Below are 17,780 nucleotides of genomic sequence, written 5' to 3' on the forward strand. Positions count from 1 at the left end.
GCACGAAGAACCCCTCGCGCACCTGGAAGAGCTCACCTGCCCTTGCTGCATTCCTGCCCTGGGGGAGTTCAGTGAGGTACCACCGCACGAGGGGTCCGGGGACCATCCTAGGCCGAGCGCCCCGCGACCTCCAAGCCGCTCAGCCGCGCCACCAGGCCAGCGCCACCCCGAGACCGGCCACCAGGAACGCCAGCGCCCACACCCGGTCCAGGTTCACCCAGTGGGTCCGCAGGATCCGCAGACCCACCACCTGGTAGACGACGAGCGCCACCGCCCCGGCGGCGGACGCCATACCCGCCGCGTGGACGAGGGAGACGACGACGGCGGCGCCCAGGTCACCGGCGAGCGCGCCGGAGACGGCGTGCTCGTGGGAGCTGGTGGTATGCAGCAGCACCGGTGCGAGCATCAGGCCCGCCCCGGTGGCGGTGGACATGAGGAAGGACCACCAGGCGAGCTGCCACGGTTTGAGGCGCATCCCCACCCAGCGGAAGTGGCGGGTCCGCAGCAGGAGGACCACCCCGAAGACGAGGAGGGTCGAGGCGACGACGGCCATGGCCACGCCCCGCGACACCTGGCTGGCGAACAGCGTGATGACCAGCGCGGAGGGCAGCACCGAGGCCTCGTGGCCGAGCACGATCCAGGCGAGGGAGCGCAGCAGGGCGCGCCGGCTCCTCTCCTGGAGCCCGAAGGACAGCGCGAAGAGCCAGCCCATCGCCGGGTTGACGCCGTGGAACAGCCCCAGCCCGACCGCGGCGAGCAGCGCGGCGGTGTCGAGCCCGCCGCCTCCGCCCGCGCCGTGACCGGTGTGCGCGAGGAGCACGCTCAGCTGAAGCAGTAGCTGTCGCTCGAGGCGTCGCCACCCTCGAGGTGCGTCTGGTGCACCCGGTTGCCGCGGAAGTCCTCGCCGTGCGGGAAGAAGCGCTCGTCGAGCGTCATCCGCCCGGTGTCCGGGTCGATGTCGGCCTTCGCCATCCAGGCGCCGACGCCGTCGGGGTAGAACTGGTCGTCCCAGGCGCCGTAGAGGGAGTTGGTCCAGTAGACGCGGCGGCCGTCCCGGCTGATCTCGACCATCTGCGGCGCCCCCGCGAGCGCGACGTCAGGGGCGGCGGGGTGCGCGGCGCGGGTGATGATCCCGCCGAGCCGGATCTCACCGACCTGCTTCGGGTGGAGCGGGTCGGTGACGTCCAGCTGGATCGCCTGACCGGTGCCGAAGCAGGAGACGTAGAGGAAGCGGTCGTCCACCGAGAGGTCGATGTCGGTGATCAGGGGAGGGACGGCCCTGAACGGACGCAGCATCTCCGGCAGCCTCTCGACGTCCTCGTCGCCCACCGGCTCGGCGGGGATGTCGAAGACCTTGGTGATGGTGAAGTCGCCGTCGTCGCCGTCGCGCTGCCAGCACCAGATCGAGCCGGAGAGGTCCTCGATGCTGATGACGACGCCCACGAAGCCGTACTGCTTCGCGGGGTCGTGGGCGGGGCGCAGCTCCAGGGCCATCTGGTACTGCGGACCGAGCTCGAGGGTCTGCAGGTGGGTCCGACGCACGAGGTCGAAGACGTGCAGCTTGTTGCCGTACCTCCCGGCCAGCAGGTCCTCGGGCAGCAGACCGTCCTCCACCTGTCGGGGGGTGCCCCACTCGCTGGTGATCATCCGGTCGTGGTTGAGGTGCCACCAGAAGTCGTACGCGAGGTACTGGTCGCCGCGGTCCTTCTCCCAGGTCCCCTTGACCTCGAAGGTGTCGTGGTCGAGCAGGGCGATCCCGCCGGGGCCCTCGTCGCCCTCTGCCGAGCCGAGGTTGGTGACGTAGATGCCCTCGGGGCCGCAGTGGGCGGTGTGCGGGCGGGAGTAGCCGCTGCGGGCCTTGTACTCCTCGGGCTCGATGACCTTGGCGACCGTCGGGTTGCGGGGGTCGTCCTTGACGTCGACGAAGTGGATGCGGGAGCTGCGCAGCCCCATCAGCAGCAGGTAGCGCCGCTCGACGTGCGGGTGGGGGCTGCCCGGGCACAGGGCCGAGGAGCAGGCGTTCCACCCGTGGTGGTGCAGCTCGTCGCCGACGTTGGGCATCTCGGTCCACCCCACCACCTGGCCGAAGTCCTCGGCCGCCGGGTCCGCCGAGACCACGGCGAGCGCGTCCTTCTGCGGCTCCCCCTCCCCGCGCCAGAACGTCGCGACGTAGGCGTACCGCTCCTGGGGCGCCTCCGCGGCCAGCGTGGGTGAGGGGTAGAAGGTGGGGTCGGGTCTCCAGGTCGTCGTCGCCACGTCGCGCTCCTCTGTGCCGTGCGGGGTTGCTTATGGTCCTCCAAAGCAACTCTTATCGTGCCACCGCCCGCCCCGCCGGCGCACCCCCCTCCCCCCGGTCCAGCGATTTCCAGACAGCACGCCCCCTCAGGTATCGTCTCCGGCGGAGGATTCGCATAGTGGCCTAGTGCGCACGATTGGAAATCGTGTTGGGATAAAACCCTCGGGGGTTCAAATCCCCCATCCTCCGCCACACCACGAAGCCCCCGTCCACGCGGCCGGGGGCTTCGTCGTGATCCTGCTCGGGGGCGTCAGCGGCGCCGACGTCCGGTCCCGAGGACCGACCGGGTGATCTCCCGGCCGATGACCGTGCCGGCCGAGCGGAGCATGGACCGGAAGGCGCTGGACCCGACGACCTGCTCGACCACACCCTTGTCCTCGGCACGCGCCCGGCCCCGCCCGCGCGGCAGTTCCGCCTCGACCCTGGCCTTCTCCTCCGCCTCGATCCGCTCCCGCTCCTGCGCCTCGGTGCGCTCCGCCTCGACCGCCTGCAGCTTCGCGGTCAGCAGCTCGTAGGCGGACTCGCGGTCCAGGGCCTCGGCATACTTCGCCCGCAGCGGCGAGGCGGAGACGAGACCGTCGAGCACCGGCTGGCCGGACGGCCCGATCTGACCCTGCGGCGCGCGCAGCATGGTGCGGGCGACGGGCGTGGGCGCCCCCTTCTCCGACAGCACGGTCACCACGGCCTCGCCTGTGCGCAGCGAGGTCAGCACCTCGGCGAGGTCGTACTCGCTCGTCGGGAAGGTCGACACCGTCGCCTTGAGCGCCTTCGCGTCGTTGGGCGTGTGCGCACGCAGCGCGTGCTGCACCCGGTTGCCGAGCTGGGCCAGCACGCCGTCCGGCACGTCCTTGGGTGTCTGCGTCACGAAGAAGACGCCCACGCCCTTGGACCGGATGAGTCGCACGGCCTGCTCGACAGAGTCCAGGAAGGCGTCGGAGGCGTCGTCGAAGAGCAGGTGCGCCTCGTCGAAGAAGAAGACCAGCTTGGGCTTGTCCGGGTTGCCGACCTCCGGGAGGTCCTGGAACAGGTCGGCGAGCAGCCACATGAGGAAGGTCGAGAAGAGGACCGGCTTGTCCTGCACGCCCGGCAGCTCCAGGCAGGTGATGACCCCCTTCCCGTCCGAGGTCGTCCGCAGGAGGTCGGCGGTGTCGAACGCGGGCTCGCCGAAGAAGTCGTCACCACCCCCCGCCGAGAGGGCGACGAGCTCGCGCAGGATGACACCCGCGGTCGACGTGGCCAGACCCCCGAGGCTCTTCAGGTCGTCCTTGCCCTCGTCGGAGATCAGGTGCTGGATGACCGACTGGAGATCCTTGAGGTCGAGCAGCGCCAGCCCCTGACGGTCGGCCCAGTGGAAGACCAGCGCCAGGCTGGACTCCTGGGTCTTGTTGAGCCGCAGCACCTTCGAGAGGAGCGTGGGACCGAAGTCGGTGATCGTGGCGCGCACCGGGGACCCGACGCCGTGGCCGCCCAGGTTCAGCAGCTCGAGCGGGTATGCCGTGCCGGTCCACTCCTGCGCGAGCGCGCCCATCCGCTCGTCGACCTTCCCCCCGCCGGGTGACGGCGTCGCCATACCCGTGAGGTCGCCCTTGATGTCGGCGAGGAAGACGGGGACCCCCGCGTCGGAGAGCTGCTCGGCCAGCACCTGCAGGGTGACCGTCTTGCCCGTGCCGGTGGCGCCGGCGACGAGGCCGTGCCGGTTCATCGACCCCAGGGGCAGCCGGACGACGGCGTCGGCGACCACCTCCTCGCCGTCCACGGCACCGCCGAGGACGATGCTGGGCTCGGTGAAGGTGTACCCCTCGCGGACGAGGTCGATCTGGGTGCTCCCGGTCTGCTCGCTCACGAGCATGACAATAGACTGCGGCGCATGATCTTCAAGGGCGTGGGCGACGGCAAGCCCTATCCCGCCCACGACCTCGAGGACTGGTCCCACCTCCCCCCGCGGATGATCCGGCTCGACGAGCTGGTGACCACGCGCGCCGAGCTCGACCTGCACGTGCTGCTCTCCCCGGACTCCACCTTCTACGGCGACATCTTCTGCCACGTGGTGAAGTGGGATGATCAGCTCTACCTCGAGGACGGCCTGCACCGTGCGCTGCGCGCGGCCCTGCAGGGGCGTCCGGTCGTGCACGGGCGTGTCCTGGACCTGGACGCCGGCGCCGGTCGCTAGCCTCGACCCCCCGAAAGGAGACCGACCGACGTGGGATACGTGCGCACTGCCGGGATGTCGACCGCCGCCCGCCGGGCGCGTCGTCGCGCCGCCCTGGTCATCGCCAGCCTGCTCGTCGGGCTGCTGCTGATCTTCGCGCTGGCCCTGGCCTCGGTGCAGGGCTGGATCAGCCTGCCCGGGAGCGGGGGCGGCGGGGACGAGGAGGTCGCCAGCGCGACCGTCGCACCGCCGCCGCTCCAGGCCTCCGACGTGTCGGTCAACGTCTTCAACGCCACCGACACCGCCGGGCTGGCCAGCAGGGCCGGTGACGCGCTGCGGGCGCGGGGCTTCCTCGTCGACGGAGTGGCCAACGACCCGGAGGGCGCCGACGTCCCCGGCGTCGCGATCATCCGCCACGGCGCGGAGGGTGCGGCGGCGGCGCAGGTGCTGGCGGACGCCCTGCCCGACGGGGTCGAGCTGGTGCCCGTGACCAGCGAGTCCGACACCGTCGACCTGGTGCTCGGTGACCAGTGGCAGGACCTGCCCGCGCCGGACGACTCCGCCCAGACCGAGGAAGGCTGACATGGACCAGCCGCAGCACCGCGTCGAGCTCTCCCGCCGCATCCAGGCACCGCCGGCGGCGGTGTGGGAGGTGCTCACCGACCTCGACCGCGCCCAGGAGCGGCTCTCGCAGGTCACCCACCTGCACGTCATCACCGACGGTCCCTACGCCCTGGGCACCCGCTGGCGCGAGACGCGCAGGATGATGGGTGCCTCCGACACGCAGGAGATGACCGTCGTCGAGAACGACCCGCTGCGCAGCACGACCACCGAGGCGGTCGACGGCGGCACGCGCTACCGCACCACGCTGCTGCTGGAGCCGCTCGAGGAGGCGGGGGCGACCCTGCTCTCGGTGCGGTTCTCCGCCGACGTCGCCGACCCCAACCGTCTGCAGCGCCTGGCCCTGCGGGTCGTGGGACCGCTCGGCCTCAAGCTCACCGAGAAGTCGCTGCGGACCGAGCTCGACGACATCGCGGCCGCCGCGGAGGCCCTGCACCGCGGCTGACCGGAGGTTCTCCCGCGCGTGGATGCACGGGCGCGGATGTCGAGAACCTTGCGCCCGCTCCGTCTCCGGGGTGATGGTGGCCACGAGGGTCACCACGACACCGAAGGAGACCGACATGGCCAGGTACCTGCTGCTCAAGCACTACCGCGGAGGTCCGCAGCCGACCCCCGAGGGCTCCGTGCCGATGGGCGAGTGGACCGCGCAGGAGGTCTCGGACCACATCGCGTTCATGAACCAGGTCGCCGACGACCTTCGCGAGCGAGGCGAGTTCGTCGACGCCCAGGCGCTGTCGCCAGAGGGGACGTTCGTCCGGGCCGGCGGGGAGGCGGGGCGGCCGGTGACCGACGGCCCGTTCGCCGAGACGAAGGACCTGGTCGCCGGCTGGATGGTGATCGACGTCGAGAGCGAGGAGCGGGCCCACGAGGCGGCGGCCTTCCTCTCCTCCGCGCCGGGGCCGGGCGGTCGCGCGATCAACGAGTGGATCGAGGTGCGGCCCTTCCTCACCGAGCCGCCCACGGTGACGGACTGACGTGGCGGCAGCGTCCGGGCCCACCGCGGAGGAGCTGCTCAAGGAGCTCGCCCCGCAGGTCCTCGGCGTCCTCCTCCGCCGCGGCGCCCCGTTCGCGGCGGCGGAGGACGCCGTCCAGGAGGCGCTGCTGGAGGCCGTCCGCCGCTGGGCCGAGGACGGGGCGCAGCCCGCGGACCCGCGCGGCTGGCTCGTCACGGTGGCCTGGCGCAAGCACCTCGACGCCGTGCGCACGGACGCCGCCCGCCGCCGGCGGGAGGTCCGCGTCGCCGCCGCGCCGGACCCCGGGCCCACGGAGCAGTCCGACGACACGCTGCTCCTTCTGCTCATGTGCTGCCACCCGTCGCTGAGCCGGCCCTCGGCGGTGGCGCTGACCCTGCGGGCCGTGGGCGGGCTCACCACCGACCAGATCGCGCGCGCCTACATGGTCCCGGTCACGACGATGGCGCAGCGGATCAGCCGGGCGAGGCGCACGATCGCCGGGGAGCGGCTGACCCGGTCCGGCGACCTGGGCGGCGTCCTCCACGTCCTCTACCTCATCTTCAACGAGGGCCACTCGGGGACGGCCGACCTGTCCACCGAGGCGATCCGGCTGTGCCGTCAGCTCGTGCGGACCACGGAGGATCCGGAGGCGCAGGGGCTGCTGTCCCTGATGCTTCTGCACCACGCCCGTCGAGCGTCCCGCTTCGACCCGGACGGGACCCTCGTGCCCCTGGACTCCCAGGACCGCGCGCGGTGGGACACGGCCCTGATCGCAGAGGGGGTCGGGGTCCTCCAGGGGGCGCTCGCGCTCGACCGCCTGGGGCCCTACCAGGCGGAGGCCGCGATAGCGGCGCTGCACGCCGACGCCCCGAGCGCCCGGGAGACGGACTGGCCGCAGGTCGTCACCTGGTACGACGAGCTGGTCGCCCTCTCCGACACGCCCGTGGCCAGGCTCAACCGCGCCGTCGCCGTCGGCGAGGCCGACGGCCCGCAGGCAGGGCTGCGGGCGCTCGCCGACGTGCCCGAGGACGTCCACCGGCATGCCGCCGTGGAGGCGCACCTGCGGGAGCGGGCGGGGGAACGGCAGCGGGCGCGCGAGCTCTTCATCCTGGCCGCGCGCCGCGCCACGAGCGCCCCCGAGCGCGACCACCTCACCCGCCGCGCCGCCGCGCTCGGGGCAGGATCCTGAGGTCAGCGAGGGTCGACGGACGTTCGTCCACAGGCCTGCCGCACCCCCTGTCGCGCGGAGCCGGTACGGCATACCCTGGAGGTATGCACCGTTTCGAGCCGCCGCCCCTGCCGGGCGAGCACCGGACCGCCGGTGAACCGACGGACCCCTACGCCACGCCGTCCAGCTCCTCCACCCCGCAGGCCCCGGGCTACGGCGCCCCGTCGCAGGCCTACGGGTACGACTACGGCGCCGCGCCGCAGGCCGCCTGGGGGACCCCGGCGCTGAACAACCATCCCCGGGGCACCACGGTCCTGGTGCTGGGCATCCTCAGCCTCGTCCTCCTGCCCCTCCTCGGACCGGTCGCGTGGGTGATGGGCCGGAGCGCGCTCAGGGAGGCGGACGCCTCGCCGCAGCCGGTGAGCAACCGCTCCTCCCTCGTCGCCGGCATGGTGATGGGGATCATCGGCACCGTGCTGCTGGTCCTGGGGACGCTGACCTTCGTCGTCTTCTTCTTCGCGATCGTGACGATGTCGGCCGCGCCGGTGGTCTGAGCCCGCGCCGAGGGAGCACCTGGCCGACGGACACCGGATCCCCGCTCCGCGATGCACCGCTACGCCATCTCTCGTGCGAGCAGGTGCGCACCCGGCCGGACGTGGTCGGCATACCGGACTTCGTCGTGGACCGCAGGTGCAGGCCCGCACCACGTGCACGGCGAACGGCGCGCCGAGCCGCGAGCTCCTGCGCGAGCTCACCCTCGACCCCGCACGCACCTACGACGGTCCCGGACGACACAACCAAGACAGCCGGACCCACACAGTGCAGGTCCGGCTGTCTCCGATGTCCTGAGACATCACAGGGCGGTGGCGGTGGGATTTGAACCCACGGAGGACTTGCGCCCTCACACGCTTTCGAGGCGTGCTCCTTAGGCCGCTCGGACACGCCACCGCCGGACAGGTTACCCGACCGTGCGGGACCCCCCGAAATCCGGCGAGCGGGCGCAGAGCGTGCTCCACCCACTCACCTGGGTGCACGCTGCCCGCCCGCCGCCGGATGTGCGTGCACCACCCACTCACCTGGGTGCGCGCTGCCCGCCCGCCGCCGGATGCGCGTGCACGACCCACTCACCTGGGTGCGCACTGCCCGCCCACGGGCACGACCCACTCACCTGGGTGCGCGCTGCCCGCCCGCCGCCGGATGCGCGTGCACCACCCACTCACCCGGGTGGCTCGCGCCCGCCCTCGCGCCGCCGCCCGAAGAAGTCCAGCAGCAGCTGGGCGCACTCCTCCTCCCGGACGCCGCCGACGACCTCCGGCCGGTGCAGCGCCCGCCGGTCCCGCGGCAGGTCCCAGACGGAGCCGCACGCACCCGCCTTCGCGTCCCACGCCCCGAGCACCACCCGGTCGACGCGCGCGAGCACCGCCGCGCCCGCGCACATGGCGCACGGCTCCAGGGTCACCACCAGGGTGCAGCCGGTCAGCCGCCACTCCCCCAGCCTCGCCCCGGCGTCGCGCAGCGCCACGACCTCCGCGTGCCCGGTCGGGTCGGCCGTCGCCTCCCGCACGTTGCGCCCCCGCCCGACCACCTCGCCGTCAGCCCTGACGACCACAGCCCCGACCGGCACGTCGCCGGAGGCCCCCACCGCCCGGGCCTCGTCCAGCGCCAGACCCATCCACGCGGCATACCCCTCCTGGCCCCAGCCGGGGCGCCTGTCGCGCGGTTGGCTCACGACCTAGAGTCTGTCCCATGCGCGTCCACGTTGCCGACCACCCGCTGATCGCCCACAAGCTGACCTACCTGCGGGACCGGCGCACCGACACGCCGACCTTCCGCCGGCTCACCGACGAGCTGGTCACGCTCCTCGCCTACGAGGCGACCCGCGACGTGCGCGTCGCGCCGTTCGACATCGAGACACCCGTGGCCCCCACGACCGGCATCCACCTCGCCAGCCCCAAGCCGCTCGTCGTGCCGATCCTGCGCGCCGGCCTGGGCATGCTCGACGGCATGATGCGGATGCTCCCGACGGCCGAGGTCGGCTTCCTCGGGATGGTCCGCAACGAGGAGACGCTCGAGGCGCACACCTACGCCAACCGGCTGCCGGAGGACCTGCAGCGGCGGCAGTGCTACGTCCTCGACCCGATGCTGGCCACCGGTGGCACCCTGGCCGCGGCGATCCGCTTCCTCGTCGAGCTGGGCGCGGACGACATCACCGCGATCACCCTGCTCGCCGCGCCGGAGGGCGTCGAGCGGCTGCAGGCCGAGCTGTCCGACATCGCACCGCCGGTCACCATCGTCACCGGCGCCATCGACGAGCGGCTCAACGACAAGGGCTACATCGTCCCGGGTCTGGGGGACGCGGGCGACCGGCTCTACGGCGTGGTCTGACGTGCCGGGTATGCCGCCGCGCACCTCCATGAGCCCCTCTCGCCGGTCGGGGGTCGAGCCGTTCCACGTGATGGAGGTGCTCAAGGCGGCGGCGCAGCGGCAGCGCACGCACGGCGACGTCCTCATGCTGTGCGCCGGCCAACCCTCGACGCCCGCACCGGCCGCCGCCCGGTCGCGCGCGGTGGAGGTGGTCGACGCCGAGGTGCTCGGCTACACCGAGTCGACGGGCATCCTCCCGCTGCGCGAGGCGATCGCCCGCCACCACCGCCGGAGCGCGGGCGTCGACGTGTCGCCCGAGGACGTGGTCGTCTTCCCCGGCTCGTCCGGGGCGTTCACCGCCCTCTTCCTGGCGGCGTTCGACGTCGGGGACACGGTGGTGATGACCCGCCCCGGCTACCCCGCCTACCGCAACACACTGCAGGCGCTCGGCTGCCGCGTGCTGGAGCTGGACTGCGGCGCGGCCACCCGCTACCAGCCCACGGTGGCCATGCTCGACGCGCTGCCGGAGCCGCCCGCCGGGCTGATCGTCGCCTCGCCCGCCAACCCGACCGGCACGATCATCGACAGCCCTGTCCTTGCCGGGCTGACCGAGTGGTGCGAGGAGCACGGGACGCTGCTGATCAGCGACGAGATCTACCACGGCCTGTCCTACGGCCGTCCCACCGCGTCGGCGTGGGAGACCTCCCGCGAGGCGGTCGTCGTCGGGTCGGTGAGCAAGTACTTCTCGATGACCGGCTGGCGCCTCGGCTGGCTGCTCGCCCCCGCGGCGCTGCGCCGACCGCTCGAGGTCCTCACCGGCAACCTCAACATCTGCGCGCCGGCCATCTCCCAGCACGCCGCGCTCGGCGCGTTCACCGAGCAGGCACGGGTCGAGCTGGACGGGCACCGCGACCGGTATGCCGCCACGCGCGACCTCCTCATCCGTCGCCTCCCCGAGGTCGGGCTGCGCGACTACGCCCCGCCGGACGGCGCGTTCTACGCCTGGTGCGACGTCGGGCACCTGACCGACGACTCGGTGACCTGGTGCCGCGACCTGCTGGACGACTGCGGCGTGGCGATCACCCCGGGCGTCGACTTCGACACGGCGCAGGGGCACACCAAGGTCCGTCTCTCCTTCGCCGGGTCGACCGCCGAGGTCGCCGAGGCGCTCGACCGGATGGCGGCCAGCCCGCTCCTGCGCGGGAGGGGATGAGCCCCTCCCGGACACGCCCGGGCGAGGCTCGGCATACCTCGTCCCATCTGTCACACTGGCCACAGACCTGTGCCCGCCACCCCGGAGGATCCCATGCCACCCACGGTCAAGAAGGTCCTGCACTGGTTGGTGTGGGGGTTCCTGATCTACGCGGTCATCACCAACCCCGACCGCGCCGCGGACATCGTGCGGGCCGTCTGGGACATCCTCAGCCAGGGCGTCCTCAACATCGGCCGGTTCTTCAACCAGCTGATCTCCTGACGGGTCCTCCCGTGCCCGAGCCGGCTCCCAGTCTGCGGATCAGCCGCCGCATCCTCGACCGCTACCTCCTCGAGGACGAGACGCCGGTGGTGGCGACCCGGCAGCACTGGGCCCGGCTCGTCGAGCCGTTCGCCACGCTGCTGGTCGCCCTCCTTGCGGTCGCGGCCGTGAGCGCCCACCTCGACGCCCGCGCCGCCGGCCTCGGCACGGTGCTCTGGGTCGGGTGGTTCGTCGTGCTCGGACGGGCCGTGTGGCGGCTGATGCAGTGGAAGAACGACTGGTTCGTGGCCACCGACCGCCGGATGCTGCTGGTCTACGGACTCTTCACGCAGCGGGTGGCGATGATGCCGCTCAACAAGGTCACCGACATGAACTACGGCCGGTCGATCATGGGCCGGCTGCTCGGCTACGGCCGGTTCGTCCTGGAGTCGGCGGGGCAGGACCAGGCGATGCGCGAGATCGACTTCCTGCCCGACCCCGACGAGAAGTACCGCCGCATCTGCGCCATCCTCTTCCGCGACGACCACCGGGGCGACGACCGCCGGGGCGACGACCGGCGGCAGCTGGCGGTGGAGGAGGCCTTCGACGACCGCGTCCGCTCGCACGACCCGTTCGAGACCTCCCAGGTCGCGGACGAGCGGCCCGGGTTCACCGACCGGTTCGACCCGGACGTCGTGCGGGTCCACCCGCTGCGCCGAGCGCGGCAGGACCAGCGGCGCTGGGAGCCGGTGGAGCGCTCCGAGCTCCCCCCGGACTGGGAGTGGGTGGAGAACGAGGCGCGCCGGGCCCGGGCGGCCACCCGCAGCCGCACCGTCGCCGTCGACCCGGACCCGACGCCCCACCGCTGACCCGCCAGGCGGGATACTCGCAGGCATGTCGACGCTGCCCCAGCCCCACGGTCGCACCGGGGTGGAGCGCTGCGCGGACACGACGCTGCCCACCCGGCACGGCATCTTCCGCCTGACGGCTTACCGGGACACGGCGGGCACCGAGCACGTGGCGCTGAGCGTCGGCGTCACCGACGACCATCGCCCCGGCGCCACCCCCCTGGTCCGGCTGCACTCGGAGTGCCTCACCGGCGACGCCCTGGGCTCCTACCGGTGCGACTGCGGGGAGCAGCTGCAGCACGCGCTCCGCACCATCGCGGCGTCGGGGCACGGGACGCTGGTCTACCTGCGCGGCCACGAGGGGCGCGGCATCGGTCTGGTGGAGAAGCTGCGCGCCTACGCGCTGCAGGACACCGGGCTCGACACCGTCGACGCCAACCTGGCGCTGGGCCACCCCGCGGACGCGCGCGGGTACGACGCCGCCGCGGCGATCCTGCACGACCTCGGCCTGCACCGGGTCCGGCTGCTCTCGGCCAACCCGGCCAAGGAGCGCGCCCTCCGCGACCTCGGCATCACCGTCGTCGGGCGCGAGGGCATCGCCGTGCGCACCCGCCCCGAGAACGCCCGCTACCTCGCGACGAAGCGGGCGCGGATGGGGCACGACCATCCGCTCGTCGAGGACGAGTGGCCCGCGCTCCTCGCGGGCGAGGTGCCCGGCAGGGGCCAGCTGTCCCTGCGGTACGGCGATCTCGTGCGGCACCGGGGTCCGCTGGTCCTGGCCCAGCTGGGCCAGAGCCTGGACGGGTTCATCGCGAGCCGCACCGGCGACGCCCGCTTCGTCACCGGCCCCCAGGACCGCGAGCACCTGCACCGGCTGCGGGCGCTCGTGGACGCGGTGGTCGTCGGCGCCGCGACGGCGCGGGCCGACGACTGCCGGCTGACCGTCCGGGACGTCCCCGGACCCCATCCCGTCCGCGTCGTGCTCGATCCCCGCCGCACCCTTCCCCCCGACGCGGCGCTGCTCACCGACGGGACCGCGCCGACGACCTGGGTGGTCGGTCCCGGCGTGCACCCGGTGCCGCCCCCCGCGCCGCACGTGCGGGTGGTGACGTGGCCGGCGGAGGGGGTGATGGAGCCGGCGCTCGTCCTCAGCCTGCTCGCCGACCACGGCCTGCACCGCGTCCTCGTCGAGGGCGGCGGCCGGCTGGTCTCCGCGTTCGTCACCGCGGGCGTCGTCGACCGGCTCTACCTGACGACGGCGCCGGTGCTCGTGGGCGACGGGGTCCCGGGCATCCGGGTGGGTGGTCAGGACCGGATGGCCGACGCGCTGCGACCGACCGCACGACGCTGGCTCGCCGGGGAGGACGTCGTCACCGAGCTCGTGCTCCGGCCGGCGCCCTCAGCGCGGCAGGACGAGCAGGTCGACGTGGGAGACGACCACGCGCAACCGGCCTGAGGCCGCCTGCGCCACCCGGCGGGCGTGCCAGCCGTCCACCACCGGCCGCAGCCCCGGGTCGTGCTCGAGCACCGCCGCGACCCGCTCGTCGAGCCACCGGGCCAGCAGTGCGTCGTCCTCCGGGCCGAGCCGCCACGGGGTCGGTGCGGGACGCACCTCCAGCCCGGTCCCGCGCAGCAGCCCGGTGAGGATCCGTGGCGCCTCGGGGCCAGGCCGTCCCGACCTGCGCTGGTGCCCGTCGAAGGCGGCGCGGACGACCGCGTCCTCCTCCTCGGGCGGGTCCCACACCACCGGGCCGTCGACGGAGAGCGCCAGGAGCGCGAGGCCGCCCGCCTCCCGGACGCACCGTGCCAGGGCCACGAGGTCCTCCTCGTGGAGGACGTCGAGCAGCGCGGCACAGGTCACGAGCCGCGCCTCGGCTGCTGCGGGCAGACCGGCGAGCCGGGTCGGCAGGTCACGGACCCGGGCGGCCACCCGGACCGCGTCCCGGTGGACCGGGTCCCGCAGGTGCTCGGCGTCGTGGTCGACCACGACCCACCGCTGCCGGAACGGCAGGCGCGGTCGTAGGTAGCGCTCGTTCGCCCCTCGTCCCGCTCCGACGTCGACGACCTCGAGCGTGCTGACCCCGCGACCGTCCAGGTGGTCGACGAGCCCCGTGAGGAGGTGCCCCGCCCCCTCGTCACGGGCCGCGGTGTCGGCCGGACCGCGGAGCGCGAGCCAGTCGGGTGCGGCCCGCCCGGGTGCGGCCCCGGGCCGCCCGACCTCCGTCACGCCCGGGCCGGGGACGCGAGCCGCTCCAGGGCGTCCGCCACCGTGTCGGCGGTGCGGTCCCACCCCTGGAGCCCCCCACGCCGCGCCAGCGCTGTGTCCCTCCAGCGCCGGCGCAGCGCGGGGTCGGTCAGCCACCCTCGCAGGGTCTCGGCCAGCACCTCCGGCCGGTCGGTGGCGACCGCGTCCCCGGGCAGCTCGGCGGAGGGGTAGGCCGACCGGCTCGCCTCGGGGGTCTCGGCGTCCATGTCAGGTGATACGGCCGGGAGGCCCGCCGGGATGGCGGGTCCGGACAATGTCTCCTCCGCGCCGGTCCCGCGCCCGACGACGGTGGGTATGCCGCGCGCGTGCGCCTCGGCGACGACGAGCCCGTAGGTCTCGCTGCGGGAGGGGTGGACCAGCAGGTCGGTGCCCTCCCAGAGGCGGGCCAGGTCCGCTCCGGAGAGCGGTCCCGGCCAGCTCACCCGGTCGGCCAGGCCGGCGGTGGCGGTCCGTCGGCGCAGCTCGGCCAGGTGCGCCGGGTCGGGCACCGGACCGGCGCAGACGGCGGTCCAGGGAAGGTCGCGCACCAGCGCCAGCGCGTCGAGGAGGACCGCGTGGTTCTTCACGGGTGTCACGGCACCCAGGGTCAGCAGCTGCGGCGGCCCCTGGCCCGCGGACCCGGTGGCCACCGGGGCCGGGTCCGTCCCGGGTTGCGCCACGACCACCTCGGTCACCCCGTAGGCCTCGGCCAGCTCACGCCCGGCGAACCGGCTCGGCACGACGACCAGCCCGACGGCGTGCAGCGCCGCCGCCTCCCGGCGGTCCAGCTCGGCCGCCTCCGCCCCCGAGGCCCCCGCCCCCGAGGACAGCCGCGAGTGCAGCAGCACCCCGGTGGGCCGCGCCGCCGCGCAGGCAGCCGTCTCCCCCGGCGCGGCCGCCGCCACCAGCCCGTCGACGAGCACCGGCTCCCGGCCCCCGGCGAGGACGGCCGCGAGACCGCGCCGCTCCCCCGGCGTCGGCCACGGCCACCGGCCGGGCACCCGGACGACGCGGACGTCGACCCCGCGCCCGCGCAGCGCGGAGGCGAGGGCGACGTCATACCGGTCCCCGCCGCTGGGTGCCTCGGAGGGCCGGTCGGGCACGACGAGGAGCAGCCTCACCAGCGCAGCCGCAGGCGGTAGGAGGCCCAGGCGTCGGGGTGCTCGCGCAGGACGACGGTGATCGCGGCCAGGTCCTCCCGCTCGAAGCGCTCGGCGAGGCGCTCGGCGACCCACCGGGCGAGGAACTCGGTGGTCGTGAGCCGACCGTCGAACGCCCCGACCTCGTCGAGGTTGCGGTAGGTCAGCTGCCCGAGCACCTCGGCCAGGGCCGTGCCGGCCGCGCCGATGTCCAGCACCACCCCGTGCTCGTCCAGCTCGGCGCGCTCGAAGCCGGCCTCCACGACGTAGGTCGCGCCGTGCAGGGCCTGGGCGGGGCCGAAGAACGGGTCGGGCAGCGAGTGGGCGACCATCATGTGGTCGCGGACGGTGAGCGTGAACACGATGTCCTCCTCCGGGGTCAGGGGGCGTAGGTGACGAGGTGGCAGGCACCGGGCGCGCCGTCGGCCAGCCGGGTCATGAGCCCGGGCAGGTCCTCGAAGCGTGTGGGGCCGGCGAGCAGCGCGTCGAGCGCGGGGTCCGCGGCGGCCCGGACGGCGAGCGCCCGACGGCCCGCGGCGTCCCGTCGCGCGGCGCGGTGCGGGCTGAGCGTGCTCACCTGGCTGGCCCGCACGGACAGCCTCCGGGCGTGGAAGGCGCCCCCCAGGTCGAGGGTGACGGCCTCGTCGCCGTACCAGGAGAGCTCGACGACCTCGCCCTCGTCGCCGAGCAGCTCGATGGCGCGCCGCAGGCCGGCGGCGCTCGCCGACGCGTGCAGCACGAGGTCGCGGTCCTCCGACGCCTCCTCGGGGGACACCCCGTGGGCGCCGAGGCCGGCGGCGAGCGCCCGCCGGGCTGGGTCGGGGTCGACGAGCTCGAGCCGCTCCAGGGGCATCCGGCCGAGCAGGGCGGTGACGCACAGCCCGACCATGCCGCCGCCGACGACGCTCACCCGGTCGCCGTAGAGGGGACGGGCGTCCCACAGGGCATTCACGGCCGTCTCGAGCGTGCCGAGGAGGACGCCGCGCCGGTCGGGCACGTCGTCGGGCAGCTCCGTGAGCGCGGTGACGGGCACGACATACCGGTCCTGGTGGGGGTGCAGGCAGAAGACGCGCCGACCCACCCACTCCGCCTCCCCCGCCTCCACGACACCGACGGAGAGGTAGCCGTACTTGACCGGCCCCGGCAGGTCGCCGACCTGGAACGGGGCCCGCATCCGCGCGGCGACGGACGGCGGGACGCCGCCCCGGTGGACGAGCAGCTCGGTGCCGCGGCTCACGGCCGAGAGGGTGGCCCGCACGAGGGCCTCACCGGGGCCGGGCGGCTCCAGGCGCTCGGCGCGCAGGACGCCACGGCCGGGAGCCTCGGTCCAGTACGCGCGGGCCTCCATCGCGCCATTCTGGCGCCTGGGACCGACATCCGCAGGCCTGTGCGGTCCGTACTCCTAGGGTGACGACCGTGGACCCTGCCCTTCGACGCCCCGCACTGCCCCCGGGCGACCGCGTCACGCTGGGCCGCGGCGTGCTCGTGGTGGCGCTGGCGGTGCTCGTGGCGCGCTCGCTGCTCGCGGGCGACCCGACCCGCACCTGGGTGGTGGTCGGGGTGGGGGTCCTCGCCTGGGCGCTGGACGGCGTCGACGGGTATGTCGCTCGCCGCACCGGCACCGTGACCGACCGGGGTGCGGTGCTCGACTCGGGCGTCGACGGTGCCCTGGTGCTCGTGGCCTCCGTGGCCGTGGCGGGGGTCGCGCCGTGGGCCCTGGTCGGCGGGCTGCTGTACCCGGTCTTCCTCCTGGTCCAGGCATGGCGGCCCGCGTGGCGGCGGACGCTGCCGCACCGGGCGTGGCGCAAGGTCGCGGGCGGCACGCTGACCGGGACGCTCGTCCTCGGCGCGGCGCCGTTCTGGCCCGAGGCGGCGGTGCAGGTCGCGGTGGTGGTCGCCGTGGCCTGGGTGGCGTGGTCGTTCCTCGTGGACGGCCTGTGGTTGGAGCGCACCTAGAATCTGCGCCATGGCAGTCCGTCCCATCACCGTCATCGGCCACAAGGCTCTCCACTCCCCGACCAAGAAGGTCAAGGAGGTCACCGACGAGCTCCGCACGCTCGTCGCGGACATGTACGACACGATGGAGGCGGCGGACGGCGTCGGTCTGGCCGCCAACCAGGTGGGGTCGCGGCTGCGGGTCTTCGTCTACGACTGCCCGGTGCCGGACGGGCCGAACGTCCGCGGCGTGGTCGTCAACCCGGTGCTCGAGCGGCTCGGCACCCCGCCGCCGCTCGAGGAGGAGGAGCACGGGGAGGGTTGCCTGTCGGTGCCCGGGGAGTGGTTCCCCCTCGCCCGCCACCCTCGGGCCCGCGTGACCGGCACCGACCTCGACGGCAACGAGATCGTCATCGAGGGCGAGGGTCTGCTCGCCCGCTGCCTCCAGCACGAGACCGACCACCTCGACGGCTACCTCTACGTCGACCGCCTCACCGGCCCGGTCAAGGCCGAGGCCCGCGAGGCGGTCAAGGACCGTGGCTGGGCGGCGGACGGCGTCCTGAAGTGGGACCCGTCGACCACCACCGCCGACAAGGTCTGAGCCGCCCT

21 protein-coding genes, 2 tRNA genes and 1 other RNA gene are annotated in these 17,780 nt (G+C 74.0%); 14 read left to right on the forward strand and 10 right to left on the reverse strand.

The genetic code is table 11. The annotated features are described in order from the left end of the window. Positions 1 to 2 precede the first annotated feature (2 nt). The 3 genes from ffs to D4B81_RS10655 all read right to left on the reverse strand — a co-directional run bounded on the left by ffs (position 3) and on the right by D4B81_RS10655 (position 2,256). An RNA gene (ffs, locus tag D4B81_RS10645) (signal recognition particle sRNA small type) lies at positions 3 to 99 on the reverse strand. Positions 100 to 139: 40 nt separating this feature from the next. Then, positions 140 to 820 (reverse strand): hypothetical protein, encoded by a 681-nt coding sequence (locus D4B81_RS10650; RefSeq protein ID WP_237565940.1) that lies wholly within the window; start codon positions 818 to 820, stop codon positions 140 to 142. Between the two features lie 2 nt (positions 821 to 822). After that, on the reverse strand, positions 823 to 2,256 hold the full coding sequence (locus tag D4B81_RS10655; protein ID WP_122262613.1) for a selenium-binding protein SBP56-related protein: 1,434 nt from the start codon (positions 2,254 to 2,256) through the stop codon (positions 823 to 825). A 144-nt stretch (positions 2,257 to 2,400) separates the two neighbouring features. Here D4B81_RS10655 and D4B81_RS10660 point away from each other — a divergent pair. Next, positions 2,401 to 2,488, forward strand: a tRNA-Ser gene (locus tag D4B81_RS10660). 58 nt (positions 2,489 to 2,546) lie between these two features. On the opposite strand, the gene D4B81_RS10665 is transcribed toward D4B81_RS10660, so the two are convergent. Further along, positions 2,547 to 4,145, reverse strand: a complete 1,599-nt coding sequence (locus tag D4B81_RS10665; RefSeq protein ID WP_122262615.1) for a helicase HerA-like domain-containing protein — start codon at positions 4,143 to 4,145, stop codon at positions 2,547 to 2,549. An 18-nt stretch (positions 4,146 to 4,163) separates the two neighbouring features. Here D4B81_RS10665 and D4B81_RS10670 point away from each other — a divergent pair, with 18 nt between their 5' ends. The 6 genes from D4B81_RS10670 (at position 4,164) to D4B81_RS18520 (ending at position 7,741) form a co-directional block, all read left to right on the forward strand. Then, complete coding sequence (locus D4B81_RS10670; protein ID WP_097188955.1) at positions 4,164 to 4,466, forward strand: type II toxin-antitoxin system VapB family antitoxin; 303 nt, start codon at positions 4,164 to 4,166, stop codon at positions 4,464 to 4,466. 39 nt (positions 4,467 to 4,505) lie between these two features. Then, positions 4,506 to 5,027, forward strand: a complete 522-nt coding sequence (locus D4B81_RS10675) for a LytR C-terminal domain-containing protein (protein WP_161965121.1) — start codon at positions 4,506 to 4,508, stop codon at positions 5,025 to 5,027. Between the two features lies 1 nt (position 5,028). Beyond that, positions 5,029 to 5,511, forward strand: a complete 483-nt coding sequence (locus D4B81_RS10680; RefSeq protein WP_122262619.1) for an SRPBCC family protein — start codon at positions 5,029 to 5,031, stop codon at positions 5,509 to 5,511. Between the two features lie 115 nt (positions 5,512 to 5,626). Then, entirely contained in the window at positions 5,627 to 6,040 is a 414-nt protein-coding gene (locus tag D4B81_RS10685; protein WP_122262752.1) for a YciI family protein, read from the forward strand. A gap of 1 nt (position 6,041) precedes the next feature. After that, positions 6,042 to 7,208 (forward strand): RNA polymerase sigma factor, encoded by a 1,167-nt coding sequence (locus D4B81_RS10690; RefSeq protein ID WP_122262621.1) that lies wholly within the window; start codon positions 6,042 to 6,044, stop codon positions 7,206 to 7,208. 83 nt (positions 7,209 to 7,291) lie between these two features. Continuing rightward, positions 7,292 to 7,741 (forward strand): DUF4190 domain-containing protein, encoded by a 450-nt coding sequence (locus D4B81_RS18520; RefSeq protein ID WP_202613660.1) that lies wholly within the window; start codon positions 7,292 to 7,294, stop codon positions 7,739 to 7,741. Positions 7,742 to 8,048: 307 nt separating this feature from the next. Here D4B81_RS18520 and D4B81_RS10700 read toward each other — a convergent pair. Together D4B81_RS10700 and D4B81_RS10705 are read right to left on the reverse strand one after the other, a co-directional pair. Continuing rightward, positions 8,049 to 8,135 (reverse strand) — tRNA-Ser (locus D4B81_RS10700). Positions 8,136 to 8,403: 268 nt separating this feature from the next. Beyond that, positions 8,404 to 8,859 (reverse strand): nucleoside deaminase, encoded by a 456-nt coding sequence (locus D4B81_RS10705; protein WP_122262623.1) that lies wholly within the window; start codon positions 8,857 to 8,859, stop codon positions 8,404 to 8,406. 74 nt (positions 8,860 to 8,933) lie between these two features. On the opposite strand from D4B81_RS10705, the gene upp reads away from it, so the two are divergent. The 5 genes from upp (at position 8,934) to ribA (ending at position 13,308) form a co-directional block, all read left to right on the forward strand. Continuing rightward, positions 8,934 to 9,572, forward strand: coding sequence for a uracil phosphoribosyltransferase (gene upp / locus D4B81_RS10710; protein ID WP_097188680.1), 639 nt, complete (start codon positions 8,934 to 8,936; stop codon positions 9,570 to 9,572). A gap of 10 nt (positions 9,573 to 9,582) precedes the next feature. Continuing rightward, on the forward strand, positions 9,583 to 10,764 hold the full coding sequence (locus tag D4B81_RS10715; RefSeq protein WP_237565941.1) for an aminotransferase class I/II-fold pyridoxal phosphate-dependent enzyme: 1,182 nt from the start codon (positions 9,583 to 9,585) through the stop codon (positions 10,762 to 10,764). A gap of 93 nt (positions 10,765 to 10,857) precedes the next feature. Beyond that, on the forward strand, positions 10,858 to 11,025 hold the full coding sequence (locus D4B81_RS18525) for a hypothetical protein (protein ID WP_170955480.1): 168 nt from the start codon (positions 10,858 to 10,860) through the stop codon (positions 11,023 to 11,025). A gap of 11 nt (positions 11,026 to 11,036) precedes the next feature. Next, the gene (locus D4B81_RS10720) at positions 11,037 to 11,873 is read left to right on the forward strand and encodes a PH domain-containing protein (RefSeq protein WP_122262625.1); all 837 of its coding nucleotides are present in this window, start codon (positions 11,037 to 11,039) and stop codon (positions 11,871 to 11,873) included. A gap of 25 nt (positions 11,874 to 11,898) precedes the next feature. Beyond that, positions 11,899 to 13,308, forward strand: a complete 1,410-nt coding sequence (gene ribA / locus D4B81_RS10725; RefSeq protein WP_122262627.1) for a GTP cyclohydrolase II — start codon at positions 11,899 to 11,901, stop codon at positions 13,306 to 13,308. Here ribA and D4B81_RS10730 read toward each other — a convergent pair. Genes D4B81_RS10730 through D4B81_RS10750 form a run of 4 tightly spaced genes read right to left on the reverse strand, consistent with a single transcriptional unit; the run spans position 13,252 to position 16,584 of the window. Further along, entirely contained in the window at positions 13,252 to 14,079 is an 828-nt protein-coding gene (locus tag D4B81_RS10730) for an SAM-dependent methyltransferase (RefSeq protein WP_122262629.1), read from the reverse strand. The two genes, ribA and D4B81_RS10730, sit on opposite strands and share 57 nt — an antisense overlap. Beyond that, a complete protein-coding gene (locus tag D4B81_RS18130; RefSeq protein ID WP_161965122.1) occupies positions 14,076 to 15,218 on the reverse strand; it encodes a glycosyltransferase family 4 protein in 1,143 nt (380 codons plus the stop codon). Before D4B81_RS18130 ends, D4B81_RS10730 begins: the two co-directional genes overlap by 4 nt. Further along, positions 15,215 to 15,598, reverse strand: a complete 384-nt coding sequence (locus tag D4B81_RS10745) for a 6-pyruvoyl trahydropterin synthase family protein (protein WP_122262631.1) — start codon at positions 15,596 to 15,598, stop codon at positions 15,215 to 15,217. The genes D4B81_RS18130 and D4B81_RS10745 overlap by 4 nt, the downstream gene beginning before the upstream one ends. A gap of 17 nt (positions 15,599 to 15,615) precedes the next feature. Next, positions 15,616 to 16,584 (reverse strand): zinc-dependent alcohol dehydrogenase, encoded by a 969-nt coding sequence (locus D4B81_RS10750; protein WP_122262633.1) that lies wholly within the window; start codon positions 16,582 to 16,584, stop codon positions 15,616 to 15,618. Positions 16,585 to 16,652: 68 nt separating this feature from the next. Here D4B81_RS10750 and D4B81_RS10755 point away from each other — a divergent pair, with 68 nt between their 5' ends. Together D4B81_RS10755 and def are read left to right on the forward strand one after the other, a co-directional pair. Continuing rightward, entirely contained in the window at positions 16,653 to 17,192 is a 540-nt protein-coding gene (locus D4B81_RS10755) for a CDP-alcohol phosphatidyltransferase family protein (RefSeq protein WP_161965123.1), read from the forward strand. A 10-nt stretch (positions 17,193 to 17,202) separates the two neighbouring features. Then, entirely contained in the window at positions 17,203 to 17,772 is a 570-nt protein-coding gene (def, locus tag D4B81_RS10760; protein WP_122262636.1) for a peptide deformylase, read from the forward strand. Positions 17,773 to 17,780 lie beyond the last annotated feature (8 nt).

It is taken from the genome of Ornithinimicrobium cerasi (genome assembly GCF_003702705.1).
Classification (GTDB): domain Bacteria; phylum Actinomycetota; class Actinomycetes; order Actinomycetales; family Dermatophilaceae; genus Ornithinicoccus; species Ornithinicoccus cerasi.